The organism is Microbacterium testaceum (assembly GCF_020781835.1).
GTDB lineage: Bacteria > Actinomycetota > Actinomycetes > Actinomycetales > Microbacteriaceae > Microbacterium > Microbacterium testaceum_H.
In genome coordinates, this window is sequence record NZ_JAJGNJ010000006.1 from 249,006 (window position 1) to 273,840 (window position 24,835).

Annotated in this window: 23 protein-coding genes and 1 pseudogene; 11 read left to right on the top strand and 13 right to left on the bottom strand. The window is 69.9% G+C overall.

Features of this window, described 5'->3' with window-relative positions:
- Positions 1-33 precede the first annotated feature (33 nt).
- Genes LL239_RS11015 through LL239_RS11040 form a run of 6 tightly spaced genes read left to right on the top strand, consistent with a single transcriptional unit; the run spans position 34 to position 6,499 of the window.
- Entirely contained in the window at positions 34-759 is a 726-nt protein-coding gene (locus LL239_RS11015) for an NUDIX hydrolase (RefSeq protein ID WP_228163485.1), read from the top strand.
- 11 nt (positions 760-770) lie between these two features.
- Positions 771-2,102, top strand: a complete 1,332-nt coding sequence (gene nadA, locus LL239_RS11020) for a quinolinate synthase NadA (RefSeq protein WP_228163486.1) — start codon at positions 771-773, stop codon at positions 2,100-2,102.
- Complete coding sequence (nadB, locus tag LL239_RS11025) at positions 2,099-3,619, top strand: L-aspartate oxidase (RefSeq protein WP_228163487.1); 1,521 nt, start codon at positions 2,099-2,101, stop codon at positions 3,617-3,619. The genes nadA and nadB overlap by 4 nt, the downstream gene beginning before the upstream one ends.
- On the top strand, positions 3,613-4,470 hold the full coding sequence (gene nadC, locus LL239_RS11030; protein ID WP_228163488.1) for a carboxylating nicotinate-nucleotide diphosphorylase: 858 nt from the start codon (positions 3,613-3,615) through the stop codon (positions 4,468-4,470). Before nadB ends, nadC begins: the two co-directional genes overlap by 7 nt.
- The gene (locus LL239_RS11035; RefSeq protein WP_228163489.1) at positions 4,467-5,606 is read left to right on the top strand and encodes a cysteine desulfurase family protein; all 1,140 of its coding nucleotides are present in this window, start codon (positions 4,467-4,469) and stop codon (positions 5,604-5,606) included. The genes nadC and LL239_RS11035 overlap by 4 nt, the downstream gene beginning before the upstream one ends.
- Positions 5,603-6,499: a glycosyltransferase family 2 protein gene (locus LL239_RS11040; protein ID WP_228163490.1), complete on the top strand. Its 897-nt coding sequence runs from the start codon at positions 5,603-5,605 to the stop codon at positions 6,497-6,499. Before LL239_RS11035 ends, LL239_RS11040 begins: the two co-directional genes overlap by 4 nt.
- Before the next feature lie 6 nt (positions 6,500-6,505).
- On the opposite strand, the gene LL239_RS11045 is transcribed toward LL239_RS11040, so the two are convergent.
- A complete protein-coding gene (locus LL239_RS11045; RefSeq protein ID WP_228163509.1) occupies positions 6,506-8,443 on the bottom strand; it encodes an ABC transporter ATP-binding protein in 1,938 nt (645 codons plus the stop codon).
- A gap of 191 nt (positions 8,444-8,634) precedes the next feature.
- Here LL239_RS11045 and LL239_RS11050 point away from each other — a divergent pair, with 191 nt between their 5' ends.
- Entirely contained in the window at positions 8,635-10,128 is a 1,494-nt protein-coding gene (locus LL239_RS11050; RefSeq protein WP_228163491.1) for a DHA2 family efflux MFS transporter permease subunit, read from the top strand.
- 356 nt (positions 10,129-10,484) lie between these two features.
- A complete protein-coding gene (locus tag LL239_RS11055) occupies positions 10,485-11,033 on the top strand; it encodes a type 1 glutamine amidotransferase domain-containing protein (protein ID WP_228163492.1) in 549 nt (182 codons plus the stop codon).
- Between the two features lie 165 nt (positions 11,034-11,198).
- Here LL239_RS11055 and LL239_RS11060 read toward each other — a convergent pair whose 3' ends face one another.
- The 3 genes and pseudogenes from LL239_RS11060 to LL239_RS11070 all read right to left on the bottom strand — a co-directional run bounded on the left by LL239_RS11060 (position 11,199) and on the right by LL239_RS11070 (position 13,459).
- Complete coding sequence (locus LL239_RS11060) at positions 11,199-11,390, bottom strand: hypothetical protein (protein ID WP_228163510.1); 192 nt, start codon at positions 11,388-11,390, stop codon at positions 11,199-11,201.
- Between the two features lie 83 nt (positions 11,391-11,473).
- Positions 11,474-12,019: pseudogene (locus tag LL239_RS11065) on the bottom strand (DNA-formamidopyrimidine glycosylase family protein); the annotation flags it as partial.
- Between the two features lie 12 nt (positions 12,020-12,031).
- Positions 12,032-13,459, bottom strand: a complete 1,428-nt coding sequence (locus tag LL239_RS11070) for a flotillin family protein (RefSeq protein ID WP_228163493.1) — start codon at positions 13,457-13,459, stop codon at positions 12,032-12,034.
- Positions 13,460-13,633: 174 nt separating this feature from the next.
- On the opposite strand from LL239_RS11070, the gene LL239_RS11075 reads away from it, so the two are divergent.
- Complete coding sequence (locus LL239_RS11075) at positions 13,634-14,038, top strand: glucose-6-phosphate dehydrogenase (protein ID WP_228163494.1); 405 nt, start codon at positions 13,634-13,636, stop codon at positions 14,036-14,038.
- Positions 14,039-14,094: 56 nt separating this feature from the next.
- On the opposite strand, the gene LL239_RS11080 is transcribed toward LL239_RS11075, so the two are convergent.
- Positions 14,095-15,057, bottom strand: a complete 963-nt coding sequence (locus tag LL239_RS11080; protein WP_228163495.1) for an aldose 1-epimerase family protein — start codon at positions 15,055-15,057, stop codon at positions 14,095-14,097.
- 77 nt (positions 15,058-15,134) lie between these two features.
- Complete coding sequence (locus LL239_RS11085; protein ID WP_228163496.1) at positions 15,135-15,305, bottom strand: CsbD family protein; 171 nt, start codon at positions 15,303-15,305, stop codon at positions 15,135-15,137.
- A gap of 143 nt (positions 15,306-15,448) precedes the next feature.
- Here LL239_RS11085 and LL239_RS11090 point away from each other — a divergent pair, with 143 nt between their 5' ends.
- Positions 15,449-16,777, top strand: coding sequence for a D-alanyl-D-alanine carboxypeptidase family protein (locus tag LL239_RS11090; protein WP_228163497.1), 1,329 nt, complete (start codon positions 15,449-15,451; stop codon positions 16,775-16,777).
- 39 nt (positions 16,778-16,816) lie between these two features.
- Here the strand turns inward: LL239_RS11090 and ychF are convergent, their stop codons facing one another.
- Positions 16,817-17,893 carry a redox-regulated ATPase YchF gene (ychF, locus tag LL239_RS11095; RefSeq protein WP_228163498.1) on the bottom strand — a complete coding sequence of 359 codons (1,077 nt, stop codon included), beginning with the start codon at positions 17,891-17,893 and terminating at the stop codon, positions 16,817-16,819.
- Between the two features lie 9 nt (positions 17,894-17,902).
- Positions 17,903-18,139, bottom strand: a complete 237-nt coding sequence (locus LL239_RS11100) for a DUF3263 domain-containing protein (protein WP_228163499.1) — start codon at positions 18,137-18,139, stop codon at positions 17,903-17,905.
- A gap of 223 nt (positions 18,140-18,362) precedes the next feature.
- On the opposite strand from LL239_RS11100, the gene LL239_RS11105 reads away from it, so the two are divergent.
- A complete protein-coding gene (locus tag LL239_RS11105) occupies positions 18,363-18,677 on the top strand; it encodes a hypothetical protein (protein WP_228163500.1) in 315 nt (104 codons plus the stop codon).
- A 283-nt stretch (positions 18,678-18,960) separates the two neighbouring features.
- Here the strand turns inward: LL239_RS11105 and LL239_RS11110 are convergent, their stop codons facing one another.
- The 5 genes from LL239_RS11110 to LL239_RS11130 form a co-directional block, all read right to left on the bottom strand.
- A complete protein-coding gene (locus LL239_RS11110; protein WP_228163501.1) occupies positions 18,961-19,416 on the bottom strand; it encodes a hypothetical protein in 456 nt (151 codons plus the stop codon).
- Positions 19,417-19,673: 257 nt separating this feature from the next.
- On the bottom strand, positions 19,674-19,880 hold the full coding sequence (locus LL239_RS11115) for a hypothetical protein (protein WP_228163502.1): 207 nt from the start codon (positions 19,878-19,880) through the stop codon (positions 19,674-19,676).
- A gap of 176 nt (positions 19,881-20,056) precedes the next feature.
- Positions 20,057-21,904, bottom strand: coding sequence for a hypothetical protein (locus LL239_RS11120; RefSeq protein WP_228163503.1), 1,848 nt, complete (start codon positions 21,902-21,904; stop codon positions 20,057-20,059).
- 376 nt (positions 21,905-22,280) lie between these two features.
- A complete protein-coding gene (locus tag LL239_RS11125; RefSeq protein ID WP_228163504.1) occupies positions 22,281-22,958 on the bottom strand; it encodes a hypothetical protein in 678 nt (225 codons plus the stop codon).
- A gap of 14 nt (positions 22,959-22,972) precedes the next feature.
- Positions 22,973-24,835: right-handed parallel beta-helix repeat-containing protein (locus LL239_RS11130; RefSeq protein ID WP_228163505.1), on the bottom strand; the 1,863-nt coding region annotated here is incomplete at its 5' end.

Genomic DNA, 24,835 nt, shown 5'->3' on the forward strand with positions numbered 1-24,835 from the left:
GACACTAAGATCGCCCACGGAGATATGGTCACCATGACACGAACCCCTCAGCCCGAACCCCGCGAGACCGATGTGCGCGTCGCGGTGTCGACGGTGATCTTCAGCGTCCGCCGCAGCGTCGGCGACGAGCCGGTGCTCTCCCTCCCGCTCGTGCGCCGCACGCGCGATCCGTACGACGGACGGTGGGCCCTCCCCGGCGGGTGGCTCGATCCCGCCGAGAGCCTCGACGCCGCCGCCTCCCGCACGCTCGAGGAGACGACCGGCCTCACCCCCAGCTATCTCGAGCAGCTGTACGCCTTCGGCGCCGTCGACCGCTCCCCCACGCGTGTCGTGTCGATCGTGTACTGGGCGCTGCTGCGCTCCGACGAGGTCGACGCCCAGGTCGCGGCGCACGCCCGCCAGGGCGACGCCCCCGAGAACGTCGAATGGTTCGACGCGACGGACCTGCCGCCCCTGGCGTTCGACCACAACGACATCGTCGAGTACACGCTGTGGCGTCTGCGCAACAAGGTCGGCTACAGCCGTATCGCGCACGGCCTGCTGCCCGACGAGTTCACCCTCGCCGACCTGCGCGAGGTCACCGAGACGATCCTCGGTCGACGCCTCGATCCGGCGAACTTCCGCCGGCAGATCGACACCTCCGACACTCTCATCCCGACCGAGCGCTTCCGCACCGGAAGCCATCGCCCTGCCCGCCTCTACCGCTACAACCGTGACGTGGAGCTCGCCGACCGCGGCCCGCTCACGTCCCGTCAGTGATCGGAACGTCCATGAGCACGACATCTCTCACCCTGCAGCCCCGCCCGGCGGTCGACCCCTCCGTCGATCACGTCATCCAGGCGATCGTCTCCGGTGCATCGACCGAAGCCACCTGTACGACCGACCTCGCGGTGGGACCCTGGGACTTCGACACGCGTCCGGGCTACGGTCCCGGCTCATCGATGGGCGACGTCATCCCCACCGGGGCGCCCCGCCAGGGCGAGCTCCCCCGCGAGTACCGAGAGGCCTCGGACGACGAGCTCGATGCGCGCATCCGCGCGGCCAAGGAGACCCTCGGCGACCGTGTCGTCGTGCTCGGCCACTTCTACCAGCGCGAAGAGGTCGTGCGACACGCCGACTACGTCGGCGACTCGTTCCAGCTCGCCAACGCGGCGAAGGCACACCCCGAGGCGCAGGCGATCGTGTTCTGCGGCGTGCACTTCATGGCGGAGACCGCCGACCTGCTGTCGCGGCCGGAGCAGTCCGTCATCCTGCCCAACCTCGCCGCGGGGTGCTCGATGGCCGACATGGCCGACATCGACGAGGTCGAGGAGTGCTGGGAGCAGCTCGCCGACGTGCTCGGCGATCTCGAGACACCGGATGCCGAGGGGCTCGTGCCCGTCATCCCGGTCACGTACATGAACTCCAGCGCCACGATCAAGGGCTTCGTCGGCCGCCACGGGGGGATCGTGTGCACCTCCTCGAACGCACGCACGGTCCTGGAGTGGGCGTTCGCCCGCGGCCGGCGGGTGCTGTTCTTCCCCGATCAGCACCTGGGGCGCAACACCGCCAAGGCGATGGGCGTGCCCCTCGACCGGATGCCGATGTGGAACCCCCGCCGCCCCCTCGGCGGCTCCACGGTCGAGCAGCTGGAGGACAGCCGGGTGATCCTCTGGCACGGCTTCTGCTCGGTGCACCGCCGGTTCAGCGTCGCCCAGATCGACAAGGCGCGCGCCGAACATCCCGGGGTTCGCGTGATCGTGCACCCCGAGTGCCCGATGGACGTGGTCGACGCCGCCGATGAAGCAGGGTCCACCGACATCATCCGCACGGCGATCGCCGCGGCCGAAGAGCCGACGACCTTCGCCGTCGGGACCGAGATCAACCTCGTCCAGCGCCTGGCCGCCCAGTACCCGCAGCACGAGATCTTCTGCCTCGACCCGGTCGTGTGCCCGTGCTCGACGATGTACCGCATCCACCCCGGGTACCTCGCCTGGGTCCTCGAGTCCCTCGTCGCCGGCGAGGTCGTCAACCGCATCACCGTCCCCGCCGATGTCGCCGAGCCCGCCACCGTCGCACTCGAGCGCATGCTCGCCGCCAAGCCGAACGGCGCGGTGAAATGACCGACGTCGTCGTGGTCGGCAGCGGCATCGCGGGTCTCACCGCCGCGCTGCACGCGGCCGAGCGCGGATGCCGCGTCACCGTGGTGACCAAGGGCGCCCTGCCCGACACCAACACGCGGTGGGCACAGGGCGGGATCGCGGCCGTGACGACGGCCGACGACACCCTCGAGTCGCACATCGCCGACACGCTCACCGCCGGCGTCGGGCTCAACGACGCCGAGGCCGTGCGCACCCTCGTGACGGAGGGTCCGGACCGCATCGCAGAGCTCGTGCGGCGTGGTGTCTGCTTCGACCGCTCCCCCGACGGCGACTTCGCGCGGGGACTCGAGGCCGCCCACGCGCGCCCGCGGGTGCTGCACGCCGGAGGGGACGCCACGGGCGCCGCGATCCAAGCGGCGCTGGGTGCCGCGGTGCGCTCGAGCGGGATCGTGCTGCGCGAGCACACCGCCCTGCGGGAACTCGTCCTCGAACGAGGGCGTGTGGTCGGCATCGACGTCGAGACCGAGGCGACCGCGCACCGTCTCTCCGCCGACGCCGTCATCCTGGCTACCGGCGGCGCGGGCCAGCTCTACTCCCACACGACCAACCCGTCCTCCGCCACGGGAGACGGCATCGCCGCGGCACTGCGTGCGGGCGCCGCCGTCGCCGACCTCGAGTTCGTGCAGTTCCACCCGACCGCCCTCGCCGCCGGCGAGCCGTTCCTGGTGTCCGAGGCGGTGCGCGGTGACGGGGCGATCCTGATCGACGACACCGGCCGCCGCTTCGCCTTCGACGCCCACCCCGACGGCGAACTCGCGCCGCGCGACGTGGTGGCACGGGCCAACGCGCGGGCCATGGCCGCGCAGGACGGGCGACCGGTGCGCCTGGATGCCACGGCGTTGGGCGCGGATCGGCTCGCGCAGCGGTTCCCGACCATCGACGCCGCCGTTCGTGCCCGCGGGCTGGACTGGTCGCGGGAGCCCATCCCGGTGACCCCTGCGGCCCACTACCTGATGGGCGGGGTCGTCACCGACCTGGACGGACGCACGACGATCCCGGGTCTGTACGCCGTAGGAGAGACGGCACGCACCGGGGTGCACGGCGCGAACCGCCTGGCATCCAACTCGCTCCTCGAGGGCGCCGTGTTCGGCGCACGCGCCGGCGCAGCGGCCGCGACCGACACCGGGTGGCCCGACGTCGACGCGCCGACTGCCATCGCGCTGCCGGACGTCCCCGCCCCGGTGGAGGTGCCGGTGTTCTCCCGGGGCGCGCTACAGGACCTCCTGTGGGAGCACGCGGGACTCATCCGCGACGACGCGGGGCTGCGCCGCGCGGCCGGCGTCCTCGCGGCGTGGGCGGATCTTCCGCGGCCGCGCTCCGCGGAAGACGCCGGGCTGCTCCTGCTCGCCCGTCACGTGGTGGCCGCCGCCCTCGCCCGCACCGGCTCGGTCGGCGCGCACTTCCGCTCGGACGAGGTCTCCGCCTCCCCCGCCGCCGCGGCATCCGTCCCCGTCGCCCAGGAGGCCCTCGCATGCTGACCCGCGCCGCGATCGACCGCATCGTCACCGCCGCCCTCGACGAGGACGCTCCGTGGGGCGACCTCACCAGCGAGACGCTCATCCCGGCCGACGCGACCGCCCGGGCCGAGCTCGTGGCCCGCGAGATCGGCGTCTTCAGCGGCGCCGAGGTGTTCCGCGCCGCCTTCACGCTGACCGACCCCACCATCCACGTCGACGTCCGTGTGGCCGACGGCGCGGAGTTCGTGCCGGGCGACGTGCTCGCGATCGTGTCCGGCCCCGCGCGGGCCGTCCTCACCGCCGAGCGGATCGGCCTCAATTTCGTCCAGCGCATGTCCGGCATCGCGACGCTCACGAGCCGCTACGTCGCCGCCGTCGCGCACACGGGCGCGCGGATCGTCGACACCCGCAAGACCACACCGGGACTGCGGGCGATCGAACGTCAGGCGGTCCGCGACGGCGGCGGCCACAACCACCGGTTCTCCCTCTCGGATGCCGTGATGGCCAAGGACAACCACCTCGCCGTCCTCGCCGCGAGCGGTCTTCCCTTGACACAGGCGTTAGAGAGCGCGATCGCGCGGCTGCCGCACACCACGCACGTCGAGGTCGAGGTCGACCGTCTGGACCAGATCGACGCCGTGCTGGCCGCCGGCGTCGACACGATCATGCTGGACAACTTCTCTCTCGACGACCTGCGTGCCGGCGTGGAGAAGATCGCCGGGAGCGCCGTCGTCGAGGCTTCGGGCGGTGTCACCCTCGACACCGTGCGCGCGATCGCCGAGACCGGTGTCGACGTCATCTCGGTCGGTGCGCTGACCCACTCCGCTCCCGCGCTCGACCTCGGCCTCGACATCCGCATCCGCACGACGTGAGCCTGTACCTCGACAACGCCGCGACGACCCCGGTCCGCCCCGAGGTCGTCGAAGCGATGGCGCCCTACCTCACGCGGTGGTTCGGCAACCCCTCCAGCCACCACGAGGTCGGCGAGGCCGCGGCATCCGCCCTCGACGATGCCCGGGCGCGTGTCGCGGCGATCCTCGGTATGCGCCCGGGCGACATCGTCTTCACCTCCGGTGGCACCGAGTCCAACAACACCGCCGTGAAGGGTCTCGTGCTCGGTGCGCTCCCCCGCGGCAAGCGGCATCTCGTCACCACCGCGATCGAGCACGAGTCGGTACTCGCCTCGGGCGACTACCTCGCCCGCCTGCACGGGGTCGAGGTGACGTACGCTCCCGTCGACGGAACCGGCACGCTGTCGCCGGCCGACCTCGCCGCGACGATGCGCGACGACACGGCGCTCGTGAGCGTCGGCTACGGCAACAACGAGGTGGGGACGGTCCAGGATGCCGCTGCCCTCGCCGCGGTCGCGCACGAGCGGAACGTCCCGCTGCATCTCGACGCGGTGCAGGCCGCCGGGTGGCTGCCGCTCGCCGGACTCGGGGCCGACGCGATCACCGTGGCGGGCCACAAGATCGGCGCCCCCAAGGGCACCGGCATCCTCGCCGTCCGCGGCCGCCTTCCACTCGAACCTCTGCTCCACGGCGGCGGCCAGGAACGCGGCCGCCGGTCGGGAACGCCCGACGTGGCCGGTGCGGTCGCCTTCGCCACCGCGCTCTCGCTCGCCGAGGCCGAGCGCGTCGGGGAGGCCGAGAGGGTCACGGCCATCCGCGATTCGTTCATCGCCCGGGTGCTCGCCACGGTGCCGGGCGCGCGTCTCACCGGCCACCCGACGCGCCGGCTGCCGGGAACAGCGAGCTTCGTCTTCCCGGGCGTCAACGGCGAGACGGTGCTGCTCGAGCTCGAGCGGCGCGGGGTCGTCTCCTCGAGCGGGTCCGCGTGCGCGGCGGGCAGCGACGAGGCGTCGCACGTGCTGCTGGCCCTCGGCATCGAAGCCGACGATGCCCGTACCGCCGTGCGCTTCACCCTGCCGCACGGGCTGACACGGAATCTCGACGCCGTGGCAATCGCCGTCGCCGAGGCGGTGACCGCCGTAGGATCACGCGGGTGAGTTCCCCCGCGATCACCGTGATCGTTCCCGGCCGCGATGTCGCCGAGTTCGCCGGTGAAGCCCTGCGGTCGCTGCAGGCGCAGTCCCTCGACAGCTGGCGCGCCGTCCTCGTCGACGACGGTTCCACCGACCAGACGCGTCGGCTGTTCGCCGACGCCGCGTCTTCCGACTCGCGATTCCGTGTGGTCGAGCACCGCGCGCCGCGGGGCCTCGGCGCCGCCCGCAACAGCGGGCTCGAGGTCGTCGAGACGCCCTTCACGGCCTTCCTCGACGCCGACGACCGCCTGCGCCCGAACGCCCTCGAACGGCTGTGGTCGACGCTGGAGTCCTCGGGCAGCGACTTCGTCGTCGGCGCGTACGTGCGTCTGAGACCGGATGCCGAGGGCACGGGCTACACGGCCGGAGACGTGCAGCCGTGGGTGTCCGCGGCGACCGACCCGGCGCGCACGGGCACGACGCTGGCGGAGCACCCCGCGGCATCCGGGAACATCGTCGCGTGGTCCAAGCTGAGCAGGACGGCCTTCTGGCACGCCCACGGGCTACGGTTCCCCGAGGGCCGCTACTACGAGGACCAGGTGGTGGCGCAGCGGATGTACACGCTCGCCACCGCGTTCGACGTCCTGCCCGAGGTCGTCGTGGAGTGGCGCGAGCGTCGCGACCGCAGCTCCATCACCCAGCGGCTGGGCGAGGTGGACGTGCTGCACGACTACCTCGAGGCGCTCGGCGAGGGCATCGCCGTCCTGCGCGCCGCCGGGGCGGACGACGCCGTCGGAGAACGCGGGCGACTCATCCGCACGCTCGATCTGCCCCCGCTCCTGCGGATCGCCGAGACGCATCCCGATCCGGTGTACCGCATCGCGCTGGAGGCGTTCGTGGAGACACTCCCCGGCTGAGGACTCCTACGCGGGTGGCTCGTCGGCCCGGCGCGCGGTGAGAGCCGGGCGCGGCAGGTCGGCCCGGTCGCGCTCCTCCTCGGTGAGGACGAACGATGCGGCCAGCTGCTCGGCGGCAAGGCCCGCGTAGAGTCCTCCGGCGGCGATCAGCTCGGTGTGGGTGCCCGACTCGACGATGCGTCCGGCGTCCACGACATGGATGCGGTCGGCGCCGATCACGGTCGACAGACGGTGCGCGATGGAGAGCGTCGTGCGACCGTGCGCCGCGGTCTCGAGGGCCTCCTGCACGATCCGCTCGGACACGGTGTCCAGGGCGCTGGTCGCCTCGTCCAGGAGAAGGACCGGAGGGTCTTTCAGCAGCACGCGGGCGATGGCGATGCGCTGCTTCTCTCCGCCGGACAGTCGGTAGCCGCGCTCTCCCACGACGGTGTCGTAACCGTCCTCGAAGCCGGCGATGACGTGGTGGATGTTCGCCGCCGTACACGCGGCCTCGATCTCGGCATCCGTCGCCTCCGGCTTGGCGTAGCGGAGATTCTCACGGACGGAGGCGTGGAAGAGGTAGGTCTCCTGAGAGACGATGCCGATGTTGTCGATGATGGATGCCCGTTCCAGGCTCCGTACGTCGGCGCCTGAGAACATCACCGAGCCGCCGCTCGCCTCGTACATGCGCGGGGTCAGGTACAGGATCGTGGTCTTGCCCGCGCCCGACGGGCCGACGAAGGCGACGTGCTCGCCGGGTTCGACGACGAACGAGACACCGCCGAGGGTCGGCCGTGCCTGCTCCGGGGCGTCGGGGTAGCGGAACACGACGTCGCGGAACTCGATACGCCCGACCGGGCCGGGCGCCGCCGACGCCGGGATGGCGTCGGGCGCGTCGGCGATCGCGGGCTCGAGGTCGAGGTATTCGAAGATGCGGGCGAACAGCGCCGACGACGTCTGGACGTCGAGGGCGACGCGCATCAACCCCATGAGCGGCATCAGCAGACGCGCCTGCACCGTGGTGAAGGCCACGATGGTGCCGGCGGTGAGGGCGCCCGCACCGCTGCCGACCAGGAGCCCCGCGACGAGATAGATGAGGGCCGGGACGCTCGCCATGATCACCTGGACGACGGCGAAGAAGCGCTGCCCGCTCATGGCCTGCCGGACCTGCAGCCGCACTTGGTTGGCGTTCTCGGCGTCGTACCGTGCCGACTCCGTGCGCTGCCGATTGAACGACTTCGACAACAGGATGCCGGACACGCTCAGGGTCTCCTGCGTGATCGCCGACAGCTCCGACAGCGACTCCTGCGTCTGGGCGGCGATGCGCGCGCGAACCTGACCGACCCGACGCTGGACGAGGACGAGGAACGGCATGATGACCACGGCGATGAGGGTCAGCCGCCAGTCGATGAGGACCATCGCCACCAGTGAGGCCACCACGGTGACCGAGTTGCCGAGGATGCTCGTGACCGTGTTGGTGAGCACGCCCGAGACGCCTCCGACGTCGTTCTGGAGGCGTGACTGGATGACACCGGTCTTGGTGCGCGTGAAGAACCCGAGCTCCATGGATTGAAGGTGCGTGAACAGACGGACCCGCAGGTCTCCGGTGACGCGATTGCCCACGGTCGCGGTGAACCACGTCTGAGCGACCCCCAGGCCGCCCGACAGCAGGAAGAGGCCGATCATGGCAGCGACGAGGGTGGCGAGCAGGCCGAGGTCGACGGGAGAGCCGTCGACGGGGAAGAGCGCGTCGTCGAAGATGCGCTGCACGAGGAGCGGCGGGATCACCGCGACGGCCGCCCCGAGCACCACGAGCACGACGGTGACGACGATGCGCGCCCGGTAGGGACGGAACAGCGACGCCACCCGCCGCCCCAGGTCGGGCACGCGCGGTGCTTCGGCGTTGCGCTGCCGCTGGGTCTCCGCGTACACACCGCGGAACATGCTCCCTCCGGCGCCGCCCATGCTCATGCCGGTCAGCCTACGTCCGACCGCGGACATCGAGCCGCCCGGGGCGATGTCGGAAGCTCCCGTTAGACTCGGCATCCGTCCCTCGATCTTCGATTTCGGGGAATACCTCGCGCGCTCGCGCCGTTACCCCCCGAAGTCCGTCGCCTTCTGTGACGCCACGACGCCCTCCCCGATTGGATCCCGCCATGGCCGCCACCACCGGAATACCCACCGCTCCCCCCGTCTCGGCATCCGGTGTGACCGCGGAGCAGAGCCGCGTGGTCTGGCTCCTGCTCACGGCAGCATTCGTGGCGATCCTGAACGAGACCACGATGAACGTGGCGATCCCGTTCCTCATCCGCGATCTGGACATCACCGCCGTCGCCGCCCAGTGGCTGACGACCGCGTTCATGCTGACGATGGCCGTCGTCATCCCGATCACCGGGTTCCTCCTGCAGCGCTTCACCACTCGGCAGGTGTTCATCGCGGCGATGACCCTGTTCTCGGCCGGGACGCTCGTGGCCTTCGTCGCGCCCGGGTTCGAGGTGCTCGTCATCGCCCGCGTGGTCCAGGCCTCGGGCACGGCCATCATGATGCCGCTGCTCATGACCACGATCATGACGATCGTGCCGCCGCACCAGCGCGGGCGGATGATGGGACGCGTCAGCATCGTGATGGCGCTCGCGCCCGCGATCGGGCCGACGATGTCGGGCCTGGTGCTGCAGTCGCTCGGCTGGCACTGGATCTTCGGCATCGTGCTCCCCATCGCGCTCGTCGCCCTGTTCGTCGGCGCCCGGTGGATCCACAACCTGGGCGAGACCCGCAGGGCCCCGATCGACGTCCTGTCCGTCATCCTCTCCGCCTTCGGGTTCGGCGGCCTCGTGTTCGGCCTGAGCCAGATCGGCGGCGGCGGACACGGCGCCGGAGCCGATGCCGCTGCGGCGCAGTCCGCCTCGACCGTGACCCTCATCGTCTCGCTCGTCGTCGGCGTGGTCGGCCTCGCCCTCTTCGTCCTGCGGCAGCTGCGTCTGCAGAAGGGCGGCGTCGCGCTGCTCGACCTGCGGGTGTTCCGCTCGGTCAACTTCTCCCTCTCGGTCGCACAGCTGGGCGTGATGTCGTTGGCGTTCTTCGGCGCGATCACGCTGTTGCCCCTCTATCTGCAGAACGTCCTCGGCAAGAGCCCCCTGGAGACCGGCCTGGCCGTCCTCCCCGGCTCGCTCGCGATGGGTCTGGCCGGCCCGGTCATCGGACGGCTCTACGACCGTTTCGGCACCCAGGTCCTTCTCGTACCCGGCGCGGTCATCACCAGCGCGATGCTGTGGTTCTACTCCACCGTGGGAACGGACACGTCGTTCCTCCTGCTCGTCGTCGCGCAGACGGTGCTCTCGGTCGGACTCGCACTGTCGTTCACCCCGCTGTTCACCGCCTCCCTCGGATCCGTCGCGCCGCAGTTCTACTCGTACGGATCCGCCGTGGTCGGAACCGTGCAGCAGGTCGCCGGAGCCGCGGGCATCGCCCTGCTGGTGACCGTGATGTCCGCGGTCTCGGCGTCGAGCGGCGGAGGAGTGGAGGCCGATGCGGCGGGCGCGCGCACCGCGTTCCTCATCGCCGCGATCATCTCGCTGCCGCTCATCCTCGGCGCGTTCGTGATCCGCAAGCCCGCCGATCAGATCGAGGGCGCGGCGCCCCTGGCGCACTGACTCCGCGGCCGTCCGCTCGGGGCGGCCGATCGTCCGTCGCGGTGCCGTCCACGGGCGGCAACGCGGGCGGGGGTCAGTTCAACGAACAGACTCCGCCGCCGCAGCAACGGGAGCGGGCGGGGGCGTCATCGTCGACCGGGGGCGTCAGCAGCGCGATCAGCGGCTTCGCCGGCGTCTCGGTATGGGGTGTGGTATCACCGGACATCCCTTCATGCTACGCCCGCGCGCCCGGGGTCGGGCCGCGCACACCCATCCTCGGCCGTACCCCGCGATTCGGGCAACCGCAACCCCCGCGCCCCGGGCAGCAGCGGTTCCTAGCGTGGTGACATCCCCGACCACGATCGAGAGGAGTCCCCATGACGGACCTCACCGGAAAGCGCATCGCCTTCCTTCTCACCGACGGCTTCGAAGACAGTGAGCTCACCAGCCCCTGGGACGCGGTCACCTCGGCCGGCGCGGAGGCGGTGCTCGTGTCGCCGTCGGACGGTAGCGTGAAGGGCGAGAAGGGCCACGAGCAGAAGGTCGACCTCCCGGTCGGCTCGGCGACGGCCGACGACTTCGACGCGCTCGTTCTTCCCGGCGGTGTGCAGAACGCCGACGACATCCGGATCGTGAAGGATGCCGTGCACTTCGCCCGGGCCTTCTTCGAGCAGCACAAGCCGGTCGCCGTCATCTGCCATGGCGGCTGGATCCTCACCGAGGCCGACGTGCTCACAGGCCGGACCCTCACCAGCTACCCGACGCTGCAGACCGACCTGCGCAACGCCGGCGCGACATGGGTCGACGAGGAGGTCCACGTCGACCAGGGCCTGGTCTCCAGCCGCAACCCCGACGACCTGCCGGCGTTCAACGCCAAGCTCGTCGAGGAGGTCGCCGAAGGCACGCACGCGGGCCAGACGGTCTGATCACGGCTTCCGCGAAGGGCCTCGGGCTTCGGCTCGAGGCCCTTCGCCGTTCCTCCGTGCGAGTCGCCCGAACCCATCGCGCCGATGTCTCCCCCGCAGCCCGCGGAGCCGGTGCGAGCGGGGCGGAGCGTCGGCGGGCGGCGCCGGAGCGACCGGCGAGAACGGTCACTCGTGCGGCGGCTGACAGGACGGGCAGTACTGGCCGCCGCCCTTGGTTCCGGGGATGTCCTCGACCACGCCACCGCCCTCCGGGCACGGCTCGCCTGCGCGGCCGTGCACCCGCATCGCGGCGACCTTCGCCGCCTTCTGCTCCGCGATGGGAACACCACGGCGGGCCGTGACGGCCTCGTCGAGCACCGCGCGCAGCGCCTCGTGCAGCCGGTGACCTCGTCCTCGGTGAGCGCCGCCGCGTGGGCGACGGGAGAGAGACGCGCGACGTACAGGATCTCGTCCGAATACGCGTTGCCGATCCCGGCGAGCGACTCCTGCTCCTGCAACAGCGCCTTGAGCTGCTTCCGGCGTTTCCCGAGCGCGCGGGCGAGGTCGTCGCGCGAGAACGCCGGGTCGGCGGCATCCGGCCCCAGCTTCGCCACCGCGGGCACATCACGCGGATCGTCGACGACATGCAACTGGACCGACAGCCAGTCACCCGCATCGGTGATGCCGAGCACCCCGTCGTCGAACGACACACGGGCGATCTCCGCCGCGCCGTTCTCCGGCGGATCGGATGCCGCCGGCTCGTCGATCCACGTCGCCCAGCCCGCACGACCGAAACCGATCCCGAGGTGCGTTCCACCGAGATCGACGTCGATGTGCTTGCCGTATCGCTCGATGCCGCTGACCGAACGTCCGACGAGCTCGTCGAGCGGCCTCGGACGCGTCTTGAGCGCCCGGAACTCGGACAGCTCGACGGCCCGCACGACGTGACCGGTGAGGCGCTCACGCAGGTACAGCGTGAGCGCCTCGACCTCGGGCGCCTCGGGCACGGTCGGCTCCCGTCAGTCCTGCGACTCGGACGCCGTCGGCGGCGCGGCCGGAGCGGCCGGGTCGGGTGCCGCGGCAGGCGCGGGCGCGGCCTCAGGGGGACGGCGCGAGGCGTCGGCGAACGCATCGGCCACGGCACGCCCCTGGATGATGGCGGTCAGGTCGATGCCCGTCGCGGCGCGCACCGCCTCGAACGACGAGCGGAGCCCGGTCGCCGATTCCGCCGCGAGGTGGCCGCTCGCGCCCTCTCCGCCGAGCACCGTGACGTTGCCGACGCGGTCGTAGCCCTTGGCGAACTCCGCCATCATCGGCACGAGCGCTTCGAGTGCCCGCTGGGCGAGCAGGGCCTCCTGGTTGTGCGACAGCGCCTCGGCCTCCGCGCGGATCGCTTCGGCCCGGGCCTCACCGGCCAGGCGGACGGCTTGCGCGTCGGCCTCCGCGCGCACGCGGACGGCGGCCGCTTCCTGCTCGGCGATCTGGGCGCGGGCCTCGGCGGCCTTGATCTGCGCATACGCCTCGGCGTCGGCATCCTTCTGCCGCTGATACAGGTCGGCGTCGGCCACGCGAGCGACCTCGGACTCGAGGCGCGCCTGCGTGTTCTGCGCCTCCTGTTGCAGAACGGCCTGGCGACGCTCGGCGCGCGTGAGCGCCTCGGCCTGCTCGGCCTCGGCGTTGGCGCGGCCGACCTCGGCCTTCGCGGCGGCGCTGTTCTTGTCCAGCGCGGTCTGCTCGATGAGGTTGGCCTCGTCGGTGGCGATCTGTCGCGCACGGATCTCGCGCACCGCGTTGATGCGGGCGACCTCGGCCTCGCGCTTGACCCGCTCGACCTCGGTGGCGCCGAGGGCGGCGATGTAGCCGTTGCTGTCGGTGACGCCCTGGATCTGGAAGGAGTCGAGGATCAGGCCCTGCGACGACAGATCGCCCTTGATGCCCTCGGCGATCTGATCCGACAGCCGCTGCCGGTCGCGCATGAGCTCTTCGACCGTGAGGGTCGCCACGACACCGCGCAGCGCACCTTCGAGCTGCTCCGTCGTGAACTGCTCGATCGCCTTGTCCTGCGAGGCGAAGCGCTCGGCCGCGCGACGCACCGATTCGGGATCCGATCCGATCTTCACCAGTGCCACACCGCTGACGTTCACGGTGACGCCGTTGGAGGACTGCGCGGTCGGTTCCATCTTGATCTGGCGTGCCCGCAGCGAGATCATCTCGCCGCGCTGCGTGAGCGGGTTCACGATCGCGCCACCGCCGGTGATGACGGTGATCCGCGACGAGTTCCCGTCGGCGGCCTTCTGGCGCTTACCGACGATGACCAGGGCTTCGTCGGCCTTCGCGACGCGATACCAGCCGCGGATGAGGCCCGCGACGATCAGGACGACAACGATGACGACGACGAGAGCGATGACGACGACGAGACCGATCGCCCCCAGAGCGGCGATTTCCATGCTTCTCCTTCGATGGGCGCCACCCGGGGCGACGCGGGGGAATTCCTCCCAACCTATCGGGGGGCGCCCACGTGCTGTCCATCCCCCCGGGGACGGATATCCGTCCCCGCACCCCACGGCGGGCGCGTACCGTGGAGGGTGAGGCGGCCCGAACCGCCGAAGAAGGGTCCCCCAATGAAGATCGTCTCGTCCTCGGACTGGCGGGATGCCATCGCGTTCGACGTTCCCGTCGTCGTCGCCGATGTCGTCCCCGGTGAACCCACCCGCTGCGTCGGGTGCGGTGCTGACGGAGAACTGTTCGATCGCACGCAGCTGTGGGCGGTCAAGCACCGTCACCCGAAGCACCACGGCGGCTTCGTGCGGTTCTATTGCGAGGCGCACAAGCCCGCTCCGGCGCCCGCGCCGCCGGCCCCGGTCGAACTGAAGAAGCGCGCATCCGCCCCGCGGGCTGAACGCCGGTCGGCGTCCCCGAAGCCGGTGCCGGCGACCGACCGCCCCACGCGGGCGATGTGTCCCGACTGCTTCGTCGAGGTCTCCGCCGGCGGCGACTGCGGCATGTGCGGGGCCCAGGTGGTCTGAGCTCCCGCGAACGACGACGCCGCCCGGGTCAGCGACCGGGGCGGCGTCGTCTCGTCTCAGCGGGCGGAGATGGTCCAGCCCACTTCGTGGCTCTCTCCCGGTGAGAGCGAGATCAGGCCGGTGGAGAAGTCGTAGGCGTCGTCGTTGAACGCGTCGGGGGCGCACGTCATCGGCTCGACGGCGAGCCCTGCGCGGTGCGCCGGGGATTGCGGCCCTTCGGGTCGGTCCGCGGTGTGGATCTGCACCCATCCGCAGCCACCGTCCCACGTCATGGCCACTCCCGTGCCCGACGGGTCGGCGACCTCCACGGTCGCTCGACCCTCGGCATCCCGGATCAGGTCCGTGAAGGCATGGTCGATCTCGACCGAGCCCAGCGCACGCGGCGTGCGGAAGTCGAAGCGCTCGGCGTCGACGGTGACGGATGCCACTCCCACCGGCGAGAGGCGGTCCGGCGTCACTTCGAGCACGGTGTCGGCGGGGAGCTTCAGGGTCCACGCGTCGAGCCCGGAGGAGCCGGCGACGAGGTAGGGGTGCGGGCCGGTGCCCCACGGCGCAGGCGTCCGCGAGCGGTTGGTGGCGCGCACCGTCTGGGTCAGCCCGTCGGGACCGAGCCGGTACGTGGTCGACACCTCCACCCACCAGGGATAGCCGCTCTGCGCCGCCACGGTCGCGGTGAGTGTGACCGCCTCGTCGTCCGCGTCGACGATGTGCCAGTCGGCCCAGCCGAGGAGGCCGTGCAACGCGTGGCCGCGCGTGGGCTCGGTGAGCGCGAGTTCGTGTTCCTCTCCGCCGAAACGGTGCACGCCGTCGACGACGCGGTTCGGCCACGGCGCGAGCGTCGCCCCCCGGAAGTACGGGCGCACCTCGTCGGCGTCGAACGGGACGACGAGGTCGCGTCCTTCATAGGTCAAGGATCGGAGGGAGGCGCCCACGCTCGCGATCGCGGCCTCATAGCCGTGGGCGCGCAGGGCGACGGGGGTTCCGGACACGGCGGTCACGGACGTTGCGACATCGGTCATCCGGCCATTATCCCGATCCCCGCCGGCGGAAACGACGAGCGCCCCGACCGGCGTGGTCGGGGCGCTCGGAGGGCGGCTTACTTGAAGGCGTCCTTGACGTTCTCGCCGGCCTGCTTGACGTTGGCCTTGCTCTGGTCGGCGTGTCCCTCGGCTTCGAGGCGCTCGTTGTCGGTCGTCTTGCCGGCCGCCTCCTTCGCCTTTCCGGTGAGGTTTTCAGCGGCGTTCTTGATCTTGTCGTCGAGTCCCATGTCGACTTCCTTCCGCTTGGTGAGCCGGGTATCTCCCGATTCCCCTCACGGTAGGCGGGACCCGCCGGCACGCGAGGGGGCTTGAAATTCGCCGGTACGTGAGGAAGAAGTCGCGAGGGGTTAGGTTCGACGAGGGGGACGACATGGGGGAAACGCACGAGCGCTCGGACGAGCTTGCCGCATTCGCCGATCTGCTCGACGACGCGCCCGCGGCATCCGGGTCCGGTCGGGCCGGTCGCATCGCACTGCTCGTCGTGCTGGTGACGGTGCTCGTCGTTCTCACCAGCGGCGGCGGGTATGTGTGGTGGGCGTCCACCGCTCCGCTGGGTCCGCCGACGCTCACGACCCAACCTCCCCCGGTCGCGGCGGGCACGGCCGCGACCGTACGCCTCCCCCCGTCAGGATCGATGCGCGTGAGCGTCGCCGGCGGCGAAGCGTACCTCGGGGCGGACGTCGACGGCGCATGGGCCACCTCCGGCGGCGACGACCCGCGTCCGATCGCGAGCATCGCGAAGCTGGTCACCGCGCTCGTGGTGCTCGACCGGCATCCTCTCGACGGCGCGTCCGACCCCGGTCCCACCCTGGCGTTCACCGAGGCCGACACCGACCTCTACGACCAGTTCTACGTGCGCGGCGCGACGATCGCTCGCATGCCCGACGGATCGCGGCTCTCCCTGCACGACGCCCTCGCCACGATGCTCCTCCCCTCCGCGAGCAACTACGCCGTCGCGGTCGCGCGCTGGGCATACGGCTCGGAGGGCGCGTACGTCGACGCGGCTCGCTCGTGGCTCGCCGCCAACGGCCTCACCTCGACGAGGATCGTGGATGCCACCGGCATCGACGAGCGCAACACGTCGACGCCGCGCGACCTCGTCGCCCTCGGCAAGATCGCCGAGGCGAACCCCGCCCTGGCAGCGATCGTGGCGATGCCCTCGATCTCGCTGCCGGACGGCCCGGGCTACGTCACGAACACGAACGACCTTCTCGGCATCGAGGGCGTCCGCGGCCTCAAGACGGGGAACCTCGGTGAGGGCACGTTCAACCTGCTTTTCAGCTCGCTCCTGGATGTGGGCATCGGTGCGCCGCTGCAGATCACGGGCGTCCGCCTCGGCGGCCAGACGCACGACAGCACGGACCAGGACGTGCGCGCCTTCCTGCAGAGCATCCGCGCCGGGTTCCACGAGGTAGAGGTCGGAACCGCCCTGGACACGGTCGGAGAGATCACCACCGCGTGGGGCTCGCGCGCCGAGATCGTCCTGGCACGGAGCGCGTCGCTGATGACGTGGTCCGACACCCCCGTGACCGCGACGCTCGACGTCCGCACGCCCGAGACCTACGCCGACGGGGAGACGGTCGGCACCGTCACCTGGACCGCGGGCCCGAACACCGCCTCCGCCGAGGTGGCCATCTCGGGCGCTCTCGAGGAGCCGACCCTGTGGTGGCGCCTGACGCATCCGGGCGAGCTCGGCTGATTCGCGGGTCGTGCACCCGCTCTCGAACGCGGACTGCAGTCAGTTGTTGAAACGGAACTCCACCACGTCGCCGTCCTGCATGACGTAGTCCTTGCCCTCGAGGCGCGCCTTTCCCTTGGCACGGGCTTCGGCGACCGAGCCGAGCTCGACGAGGTCGGCGAACGAGATGACCTCGGCCTTGATGAAGCCCTTCTCGAAGTCGGTGTGGATGACACCGGCCGCCTGCGGAGCCTTCCAGCCCTTGCCGATCGTCCAGGCGCGTGCTTCCTTGGGGCCGGCGGTCAGGTAGGTCTGCAGGCCCAGCGTGTCGAAGCCGATGCGGGCGAGCTGGTCGAGGCCCGACTCGTCCTGACCGGTGGAGGCGAGCAGCTCCGCGGCATCCTCGGCGTCGAGGTCGATCAGTTCCGACTCGATCTTGGCATCCAGGAAGACCGCCTTCGCCGGAGCGACGAGCGCGGCGAGCTCGTCCTTGCGAGCCTGATCGGTGAGGACGGCCTCGTCGACGTTGAAGACGAAGATGAAGGGCTTCGCGGTGAGCAGCCCCAGCTCGCGGATCGGCGACAGGTCGAGACCGGATGCCGACAGCAGCTGCCCGCGCTGGAGGGCATCCTGTGCAGCCTTCGCGGCATCCAGCACCGAGGGGTCGAGCTTCTTGCCCTTGACCTCCTTCTCGTACCGCGTGATGGCCTTCTCCAGCGTCTGGAGGTCGGCGAGCTGCAGCTCGGCGTTGATCGTCTCCATGTCGCCGGCCGGGTTCACCTGCCCGTCGACGTGGACCACGTCGTCGTCGGCGAATCCGCGGACGACCTGGGCGATGGCATCCGCCTCACGGATGTTCGCGAGGAACTGGTTGCCCAGGCCCTCGCCCTCGCTCGCACCGCGGACGATGCCGGCGATGTCGACGAACGACACCGCGGCGGGGACGATCCGCTCGCTGCCGAACACGTCCGCGAGCTTCTGCAGCCGCGCATCGGGAAGGTTCACGACCCCGACGTTGGGCTCGATGGTGGCGAACGGGTAGTTCGCCGCGAGCACCTGGTTCTTGGTCAGGGCGTTGAAGAGGGTCGACTTTCCGACGTTGGGAAGGCCGACGATGCCGATCGCTAACTGTGACACCCGCCGAGCTTACCCGGCGCGGCGCGCCTGCTCGGCTCGCGCGCGCTCGCGACGTCGCCGCAACCGTCGCACCAGCATGGGCCGCGCTTCGAGCGCCTCGCGCGTCTCGATGGCGCGGTTCAGGATCTGGAAGTAGCGCGCCGGCGTCACGTTGAACCTCGCACGGATGGCCTCGTCCTTCCGCCCGGACCAGCGGGGCCACTGCTCCTCGAAGTCGAGCATCTCCACTATCTCGTCGCTCGTCATGTGGAAAGTCTGCGCTGGGCATCCGACATCCCCGCTACGCTCCCCCCGCGCGCCCCTGCCGCCGACGTCTGCCGGGTGCACATGATCCCCCACCAGCGGCGGCACGCGCCTCGGTGACGCACGAAACACCCCTCCCAGCACCAAGGGTGCGAGGAGGGGCGTTTCATCGTGTCGGTGCGGGGACGTAGCCTGTGCTGTGGCCGGGGAAGGGGGACCGGTCTAGGTGGGAACGAACAGACGCTACGCCGACGCCGTCGACCGGCGCATGAACGAGAAGGCGCTCGTCACGATCGCGAGGGGCGCGCAGCTGCAAACGCTCACGCCGGGTGAGCTCCGTCTCAACGAGGTGCCGCTGACCGTCGACCCGAAGCAGCGTCGCAAGGTCAAGGCGTGGGTGCGGTTCGGTGACGTGCCCGTCCGCGTCGACGCTGTCGCCGCCCGGTGGACGCCCGACGCGATCGGCATCGTGTTCCACATCGACGACACCGAGTACCGGTGCTGGGTGTGGGTCGGCGCCGTCGACGAACAGGCCCCGTGACGACATGAGCCCGCGACGAGGTCCGCGACATCGAAGCCGCCGACCGCCCTCTCGACGGTCGTAGTCGTTGGCCAGCGTCGGATCTATCCTGGTCTCATGCGAGAGATCGGAGCTTCCGCCGCAACGGCGGCCGCCCTGCTCGCGATGTTCCATGCCTTCTTCGTGCCGTCGATGTGGACCGCGCTGGCTGCTGCCCTTGCAGGCGTCGCGTCCATCGTCGCCTTGCTGGTGGCGCACCGGACCGATGCTCGCCGCCGACGCGTCGAGGAGAGCCGCGCGCGTCTTATCGAGGCGCGTCTGGTTGCGGCCCGGGACTTGGCTTTGGCCGCAGAATCTCGGGCGGCACGTCTTGAAGCTGCGGTTGATGCGATTCGTCGAACATAGTCGCACCCCACTCCCACACATCCCCCACGAAGGACGCAGCCCCACCAATTGTTGCTAGTACGCCGGCCGCGAGCCATGTTCCGTACAGGAACTTGGCGAGCCAGCGACGCGGCTTCTTCTTCTGCGCGTCACGGATCTCGGTGAGCAGGCTCTGAACAAGCTCCGCCTGCCGCGCGTTCTCACGCCGAAGCTGCGAAACCTCGGCCTCCACAGCGTCAAGCTTGCGATCGAGCAGCCCGTACGCGCGGGCGTCGCTGTATTTGGGATCGATCAATGCCCGCGCCGAGTCCAGCAGCGGCTTCTGAATGAGATCCAGCGCCTGCCGAGACCACTCCGGTGCGGAGAGCACCGTCACAACGCCCTCGCTGATGTCGAAGGTTCCGTCGATCGTTCGGGCTGGGCGCCCGCACCTCGGGCACGACTCCCCACTCCCGCTCATAGTGAGCCGTCGCGCATTCTGAAACGGATATGCGATGCTCTCGAAGGGGCCGCAGTTTGGGCAAACGGACACCAGCGGAGACATGAGCCAGAGCATATCGGCGCGGCTGCTCGACTCGAAACACCCCCGGCGTCACCTCTTTAGGAGGGATGCCGGGGGCGTTGAGTGTCAGGTCATCCGGCGCGACCGTGAGTGTGAGAGTCGGTTTCGCGGTAGACCTGACCAGCGCGGATGTCGGGGATGCGTTCATCCCCGACGGTCGCGCTGGCCAGCGTGAGGGTTCGAAGGTCTGCGCCGTAGAACAGCATCTCTCCGAGTTCGCGTTCACGGTCGGTGAGGCCGGGGATGTTCTGCCAGGTGATGGGCTCGAGTTCGGGCATTGTGAGCTGCGCTCGTTCCTTGCCCCGCGATCAGGGTGCATCGCGCTGCGTGAAGTCCTTGAGGGGGTTGACAACGACGAAACACCCCCGATGCCCGCCCCCACCCCCACAACAGGGGAAGGGAACAAGCATCGGGGGTGAACGAAAAGGGTCAGGCGTCCCGTTCTGGCTAAGGGTCAGGTCGCTGCGCGTTCGTACCGGCCGGTGAGGGTGAGCGAGTCGCCAGCCGACCACGCCCACGGGATTGCCGCACCGACCTGCGAAGACGCGACCACCGCCTCGCACACGAAACGCAGCCGCCCACTGTTCGACGTGGATGCGTAGATCGCTACCATGCGGGTCGTGTTCGCGCTGCTGTCGTAGATCCACCCGCTCCCGACCGCGACGGTCTGCGCGGTGAGTCCGTGCGCGATGGCAGCGGGGCATCCCAGCTCGAACACACCGTCGCCGGCCGTCGCCCCCGTGCCGAAAATGATGCGGCACGAGAACTCGACCGCGTAGCTATCCGCCCGGTATCGGCCGTACTGCGTTGCTCCCGTCCCGAGCGACGGGTTCGTAACCGAAGCGAACAGAGTTGGCGTGAACGAGGCCCACGAGCTGTACCCGGCCTGCACTATTGGACGGTTGACGGTGACGACGTCCTGGTATGTCTGGCCGAACACGGTTACGTTCGTCAGATCCCCGGCGTAATCGGTCCTCCACCGCTTAGTTGACGAGGCCCGCACTACCGGGCCGTGCAGCGAAACCCGCGCCCCAGCCTCAAAGTAGAAAGCGTCAGCGGAGTTGTCGGTTCCCTCACCGTCTGGGTTGAGGAACGCGGAACACGCGATCGCCTTGGTAGCGGTTGCGTTGGCGGTGAAGTAGTAACCCGCGCCGCCGTTCTTCACGCCGTCCGCGTAGCAGTCGATCAGCTTCGTCGCCGGAGCGTTGATGTAGAACGAGTTGGTCGGCATGAGACCCGTGGCGTACCCGTTCTGCGGCGTCGAGGCGAAACCCCACGGGTGCACGCCATCGACAGTGTGCGCCGCCCCGTCTATCCGAACCTGGATGTCCTGGCCGACGATGATCATGCCCTTGCGGATACCAACCGTGCAGTCGGTCGCGTTGCGGATCCAGACGCCGACGCTTCCTGCGGGCACGGCCTGGTTGTTGGGGCGAACCATGAACACCGGGCCGATGAACCCCTCGAAGGACGCGCCCGTGGCGGCGGGGTCTCCGAAGATGATGCCGTGCATGGCGCAGTTGCGGACCTGCTTCACGTCGATGGTGAAGTGTGCCGCCCACCGTGCGTAGATCGCGGCCTGGGCGAGGTTGTTGCAATCCCAGATTCCCCCGTAGATTCCGACGCCTTGATACCGCTTGGTGATGTCGGTGTCGATCAGGTGGGACATAGCCGCGGTTGCCTTGATGATCGCCCGGTCATCAACATGGAGGGTCACGCCGTCAGGGAGTCGCAGTGGTGCGGTGATGCTCCACACGCCCGCGGGCACCACGACGGTCGCCTTGACCGGTCCCACATCGCCCGCCGCGATGTATGACCCGTACTTCGGTTCGGTGGCGATCTGGTGCGCTGCGTCCAGAGCGGCTTGAATTCCGGTCTCGGGTGTGGCGTAGACCGACTCACCGATCGAAGCGAACGCTCCCGATAGCGCTTCGGGTGTGAGCCGTTCAGGGACTTCCGCTTCGGGTTGGCGACCGTCGGCGTCGAGGCTTCCGGTTCCGTTCGGCTTACCCTTCGCGATGCTGGCCGCGGCGTCTTCCGCTGCCTGTCGCGCCGTGTTCGCTTCGTTCGCGGAGGTGGATGCCTGCCCTGCCGAGGTTGACGCACTGGTGGCCGAGTTGCCTGCCTGTGTGGCGGAGTCGGCTGCAGCGCCAGCGGAGGATGCTGCTTGACCGGCCGATGTCGATGCAGCACCAGCGGAACCTGCTGCGGCATTGGCGAACACCTGCGCGTCCCCGGCCGCACCGAGGGTTTCGTCGCGGAGGGTTTCGACTTCCCCGATCGCGGCTTCCCACGCGGCCACCACATCCGGTGTCGGTTCGAACGACTCCGGACTCACCCGTACCAGGTCACCGAACGCGACCGGACCCGACGTCGGGACGAGCGTGTACCGGGTGGGGAGCTTCAGCGACCCCGACCGCATCGACACGTCCCACCGGTAACAGAAAGTCCCATCCGTCGGCACCAGGTCGATCGCCTGCCCCGGGGTGTCACCCTGGACGATGACCTCGTTGCGGGGTGAGAACACGACCGCGGCACCATCCACAGTCGCGGCAGGACGCGTGCCAGCCCACCCCTGCACCCGCACGGTAGCGACAGCATCCACGGGGACGTCACCGAACTCCCGCGCCACCGCCGACAAATCAATCCGAGTCATCGGAACCCTCCCTCACCGCGGGTCACGCGATGATCGCCTGCCGCACCTCGAAGCTGTCGAACGACGCCGACGACGTCGAACCATTCCGCGGCGACCGCAACCCCGCATACAGAGTCGAGGCGCCCGAGATGACCGCGAGGAACTCGTCCGGGATCGTCACAGGGAACGACTGCACCGCCCCACCATCCGGCTGGACCGCGATCGTCGCGACGTTCCCGATCACCTGCAGGGTGATGGTGTCGAGCGCCTCCTCGACGATGTTCGTGTCGAAGAGGGTGACGGGGGCATTCGCGATCACACGCTGCAACCGCCACCCGGTCGTACCTCCTGTGTGCACGAGACGCAGATGGTTACCCGCGTCGAGGTACAGGGCAACGATCCCGGCGCCGTTGGTCGTCGCCGACGTGGAACCTTCCGCGGCGAGCCGCGCGGTCACGACGACATCGACCGAAGGCTGCTCGACCCGAGTGATGTACTGCGTCGTGGACGCCGGCGTGGCCGACGCACGCGCCGCCCCACCGTCTTTGATCCACGCGCCGGTGGCGACGTCCTGCCACGCCCGGACCGTGTTCCCGTCCGCCGCGTCCGTCAGCGGACCCGTCGCACCAGTGAAGTAGTCCCGGATGATCGGCGTCACCAACGGCAGGGCCCGCGGGTTCGTCACCGCCGTGGGAAGGTTTTGCACAATCGCAGTGGGCATATCGGTTCTCCCTCTCAGGCAGTGATGTTGTCGGTGACGTACGTGCGGACGGTGGCGGCGTCGAGCTCGTCGACGAGACCCGCGGTGGCATTCCCGTCGAGGTCGTTGCCGGACACGCGGGGCGTGGTCCACAGGTTCCCGCCAGTGAGGGCGAGTCCCCGCTTCTGCGTCTTCCCCGACGACCGGCGATCCCACGACCGGTTGCCCATGATGCGGGGACGGTTCATGACCCGGTTGTTGATCACGATCCCGTCCTCCTCACCGGTGACACCGGTGGCACCGCGACCGTTGTTCCACAGGTCGTTGTCCTCGATGCGGCACCGGTGCGGGCCCGTGCCGGAGGTGATCGACACCCCGGACCACAGGTTCTCGAAGATCTGGTTCCGGGTGATCCACAGCCCATCGCCCGTGAGCGCGTCGGTGATCTTGATCCCCCACCCGTCGTTCCAGGCGATGACGTTCCCGTCGATCACCGGGGGGATGCTCACCTGCGTGCCGCGGATACGGATCCCGCCCCGGTTGGTGCCGGCGGTGGTATCCCACCCGTTGCCGTAGATCACGTTCCCCCGGATCTGGGTCAGGTCATCAGCGATCGTCGTGGTCGTGTTCTCGTCAATGAATATCCCCGCGAAACGGTTCTTGTAGAACGTGTTGCCCTGCAACACGGCCATCGTCCCGCCGGAGCCGAAGTAGCCGTCGTAGTTCCCCTCCATCCAGCAGCCGATCATGGTGAACCCCATCGACCGGTAGCCGCCCGGGGCACCGGGCAGGGCCGCGAGACGCGACGCGCCACGCTCGAGGAACACCCCGTGGGAGCGGTTGTTGCGGGAGGTGCAGTTGATCATCCGGATCGACTCGACCGGGTACAGGCCCGTCGCGAACCCGAACCCGGCGCCGGTGGAGGAGTCACCCTCGATGAGCCGACCGCAGTTCTCCGCGTAGCAGTTGATGAACCACGCGTCCTGCAGGAAGTCGACCCCGAACCCGGTGGCGGCGACGTTCTTGATCGTCACGTTCTCGAACCGGGCGCGGATCATCCGCTGGATGTAGATGCCCTTCACGTTCGTCATCGACCCGGACCCGCCCTGGCCGGCGCCGTCGATCGTGAAGTCCCGGAACGACATGTCCGTGTGGTCGGGGCCGTCGTACCCGGTGGGGATGCGGGCGATGAACGCGGACGCCCCCAGGCGCGGCAGAAGCGTCGTGTCGTTGCGGCCAGCGCCCACCCAACCGACACCGCTCATCCCGAAGACGTCGATGCCCTTCACAAGCCGGAAGCGGCCCGCAGGGATCTCGACCTCGACGGGACCGAAAAACGGCACGAGCGACTGGGCGCGCGCAGCGGCACGCTGGAACAGAGCGTCGGCCGGCCGCTGATCGTCGTCTGGGAGCAGCTCGCCCGGGAGGAGGGACTCCTGCAAGTAAATGCGGTGGCGCGGGAGCGGGGTGTTCGGGTGGATGTCCGCAGCGAACAAGCCCCGAGTCCCGTACGCGAGAGGCGCGGTCCCCGGGGTGGGGTTGCGGAGCGCCCAGTGGGTCACGTCAGCGCTGTCCCGGTCGGGCATGTACATCGACGGGTGGAACTCCGCGATGAACGTGCGGTCCTGCTCGTCGACACCGAACGGGACCATGTTGTTCGACCCGGCGATGGCGTGCTTCCACGCCATGTCCGCCACGATCTGCGGCACCTGCGGGTCCGTGCTCGATAGCAGGTCACGGGCAGCGACAGCCTCGTCCACAGCGGGCCCGGCCGCCGCGGTCAGCTCGGCCGCGAGAGTCGGATCCTCCGCGATCGCCTGACTGAGCAGAGCGGAGGAGATCTCCTGCATCGCCGCGCGCGTCGCGGAGTCCGGGTCGAGCGCGAGAGACGCGGTGAT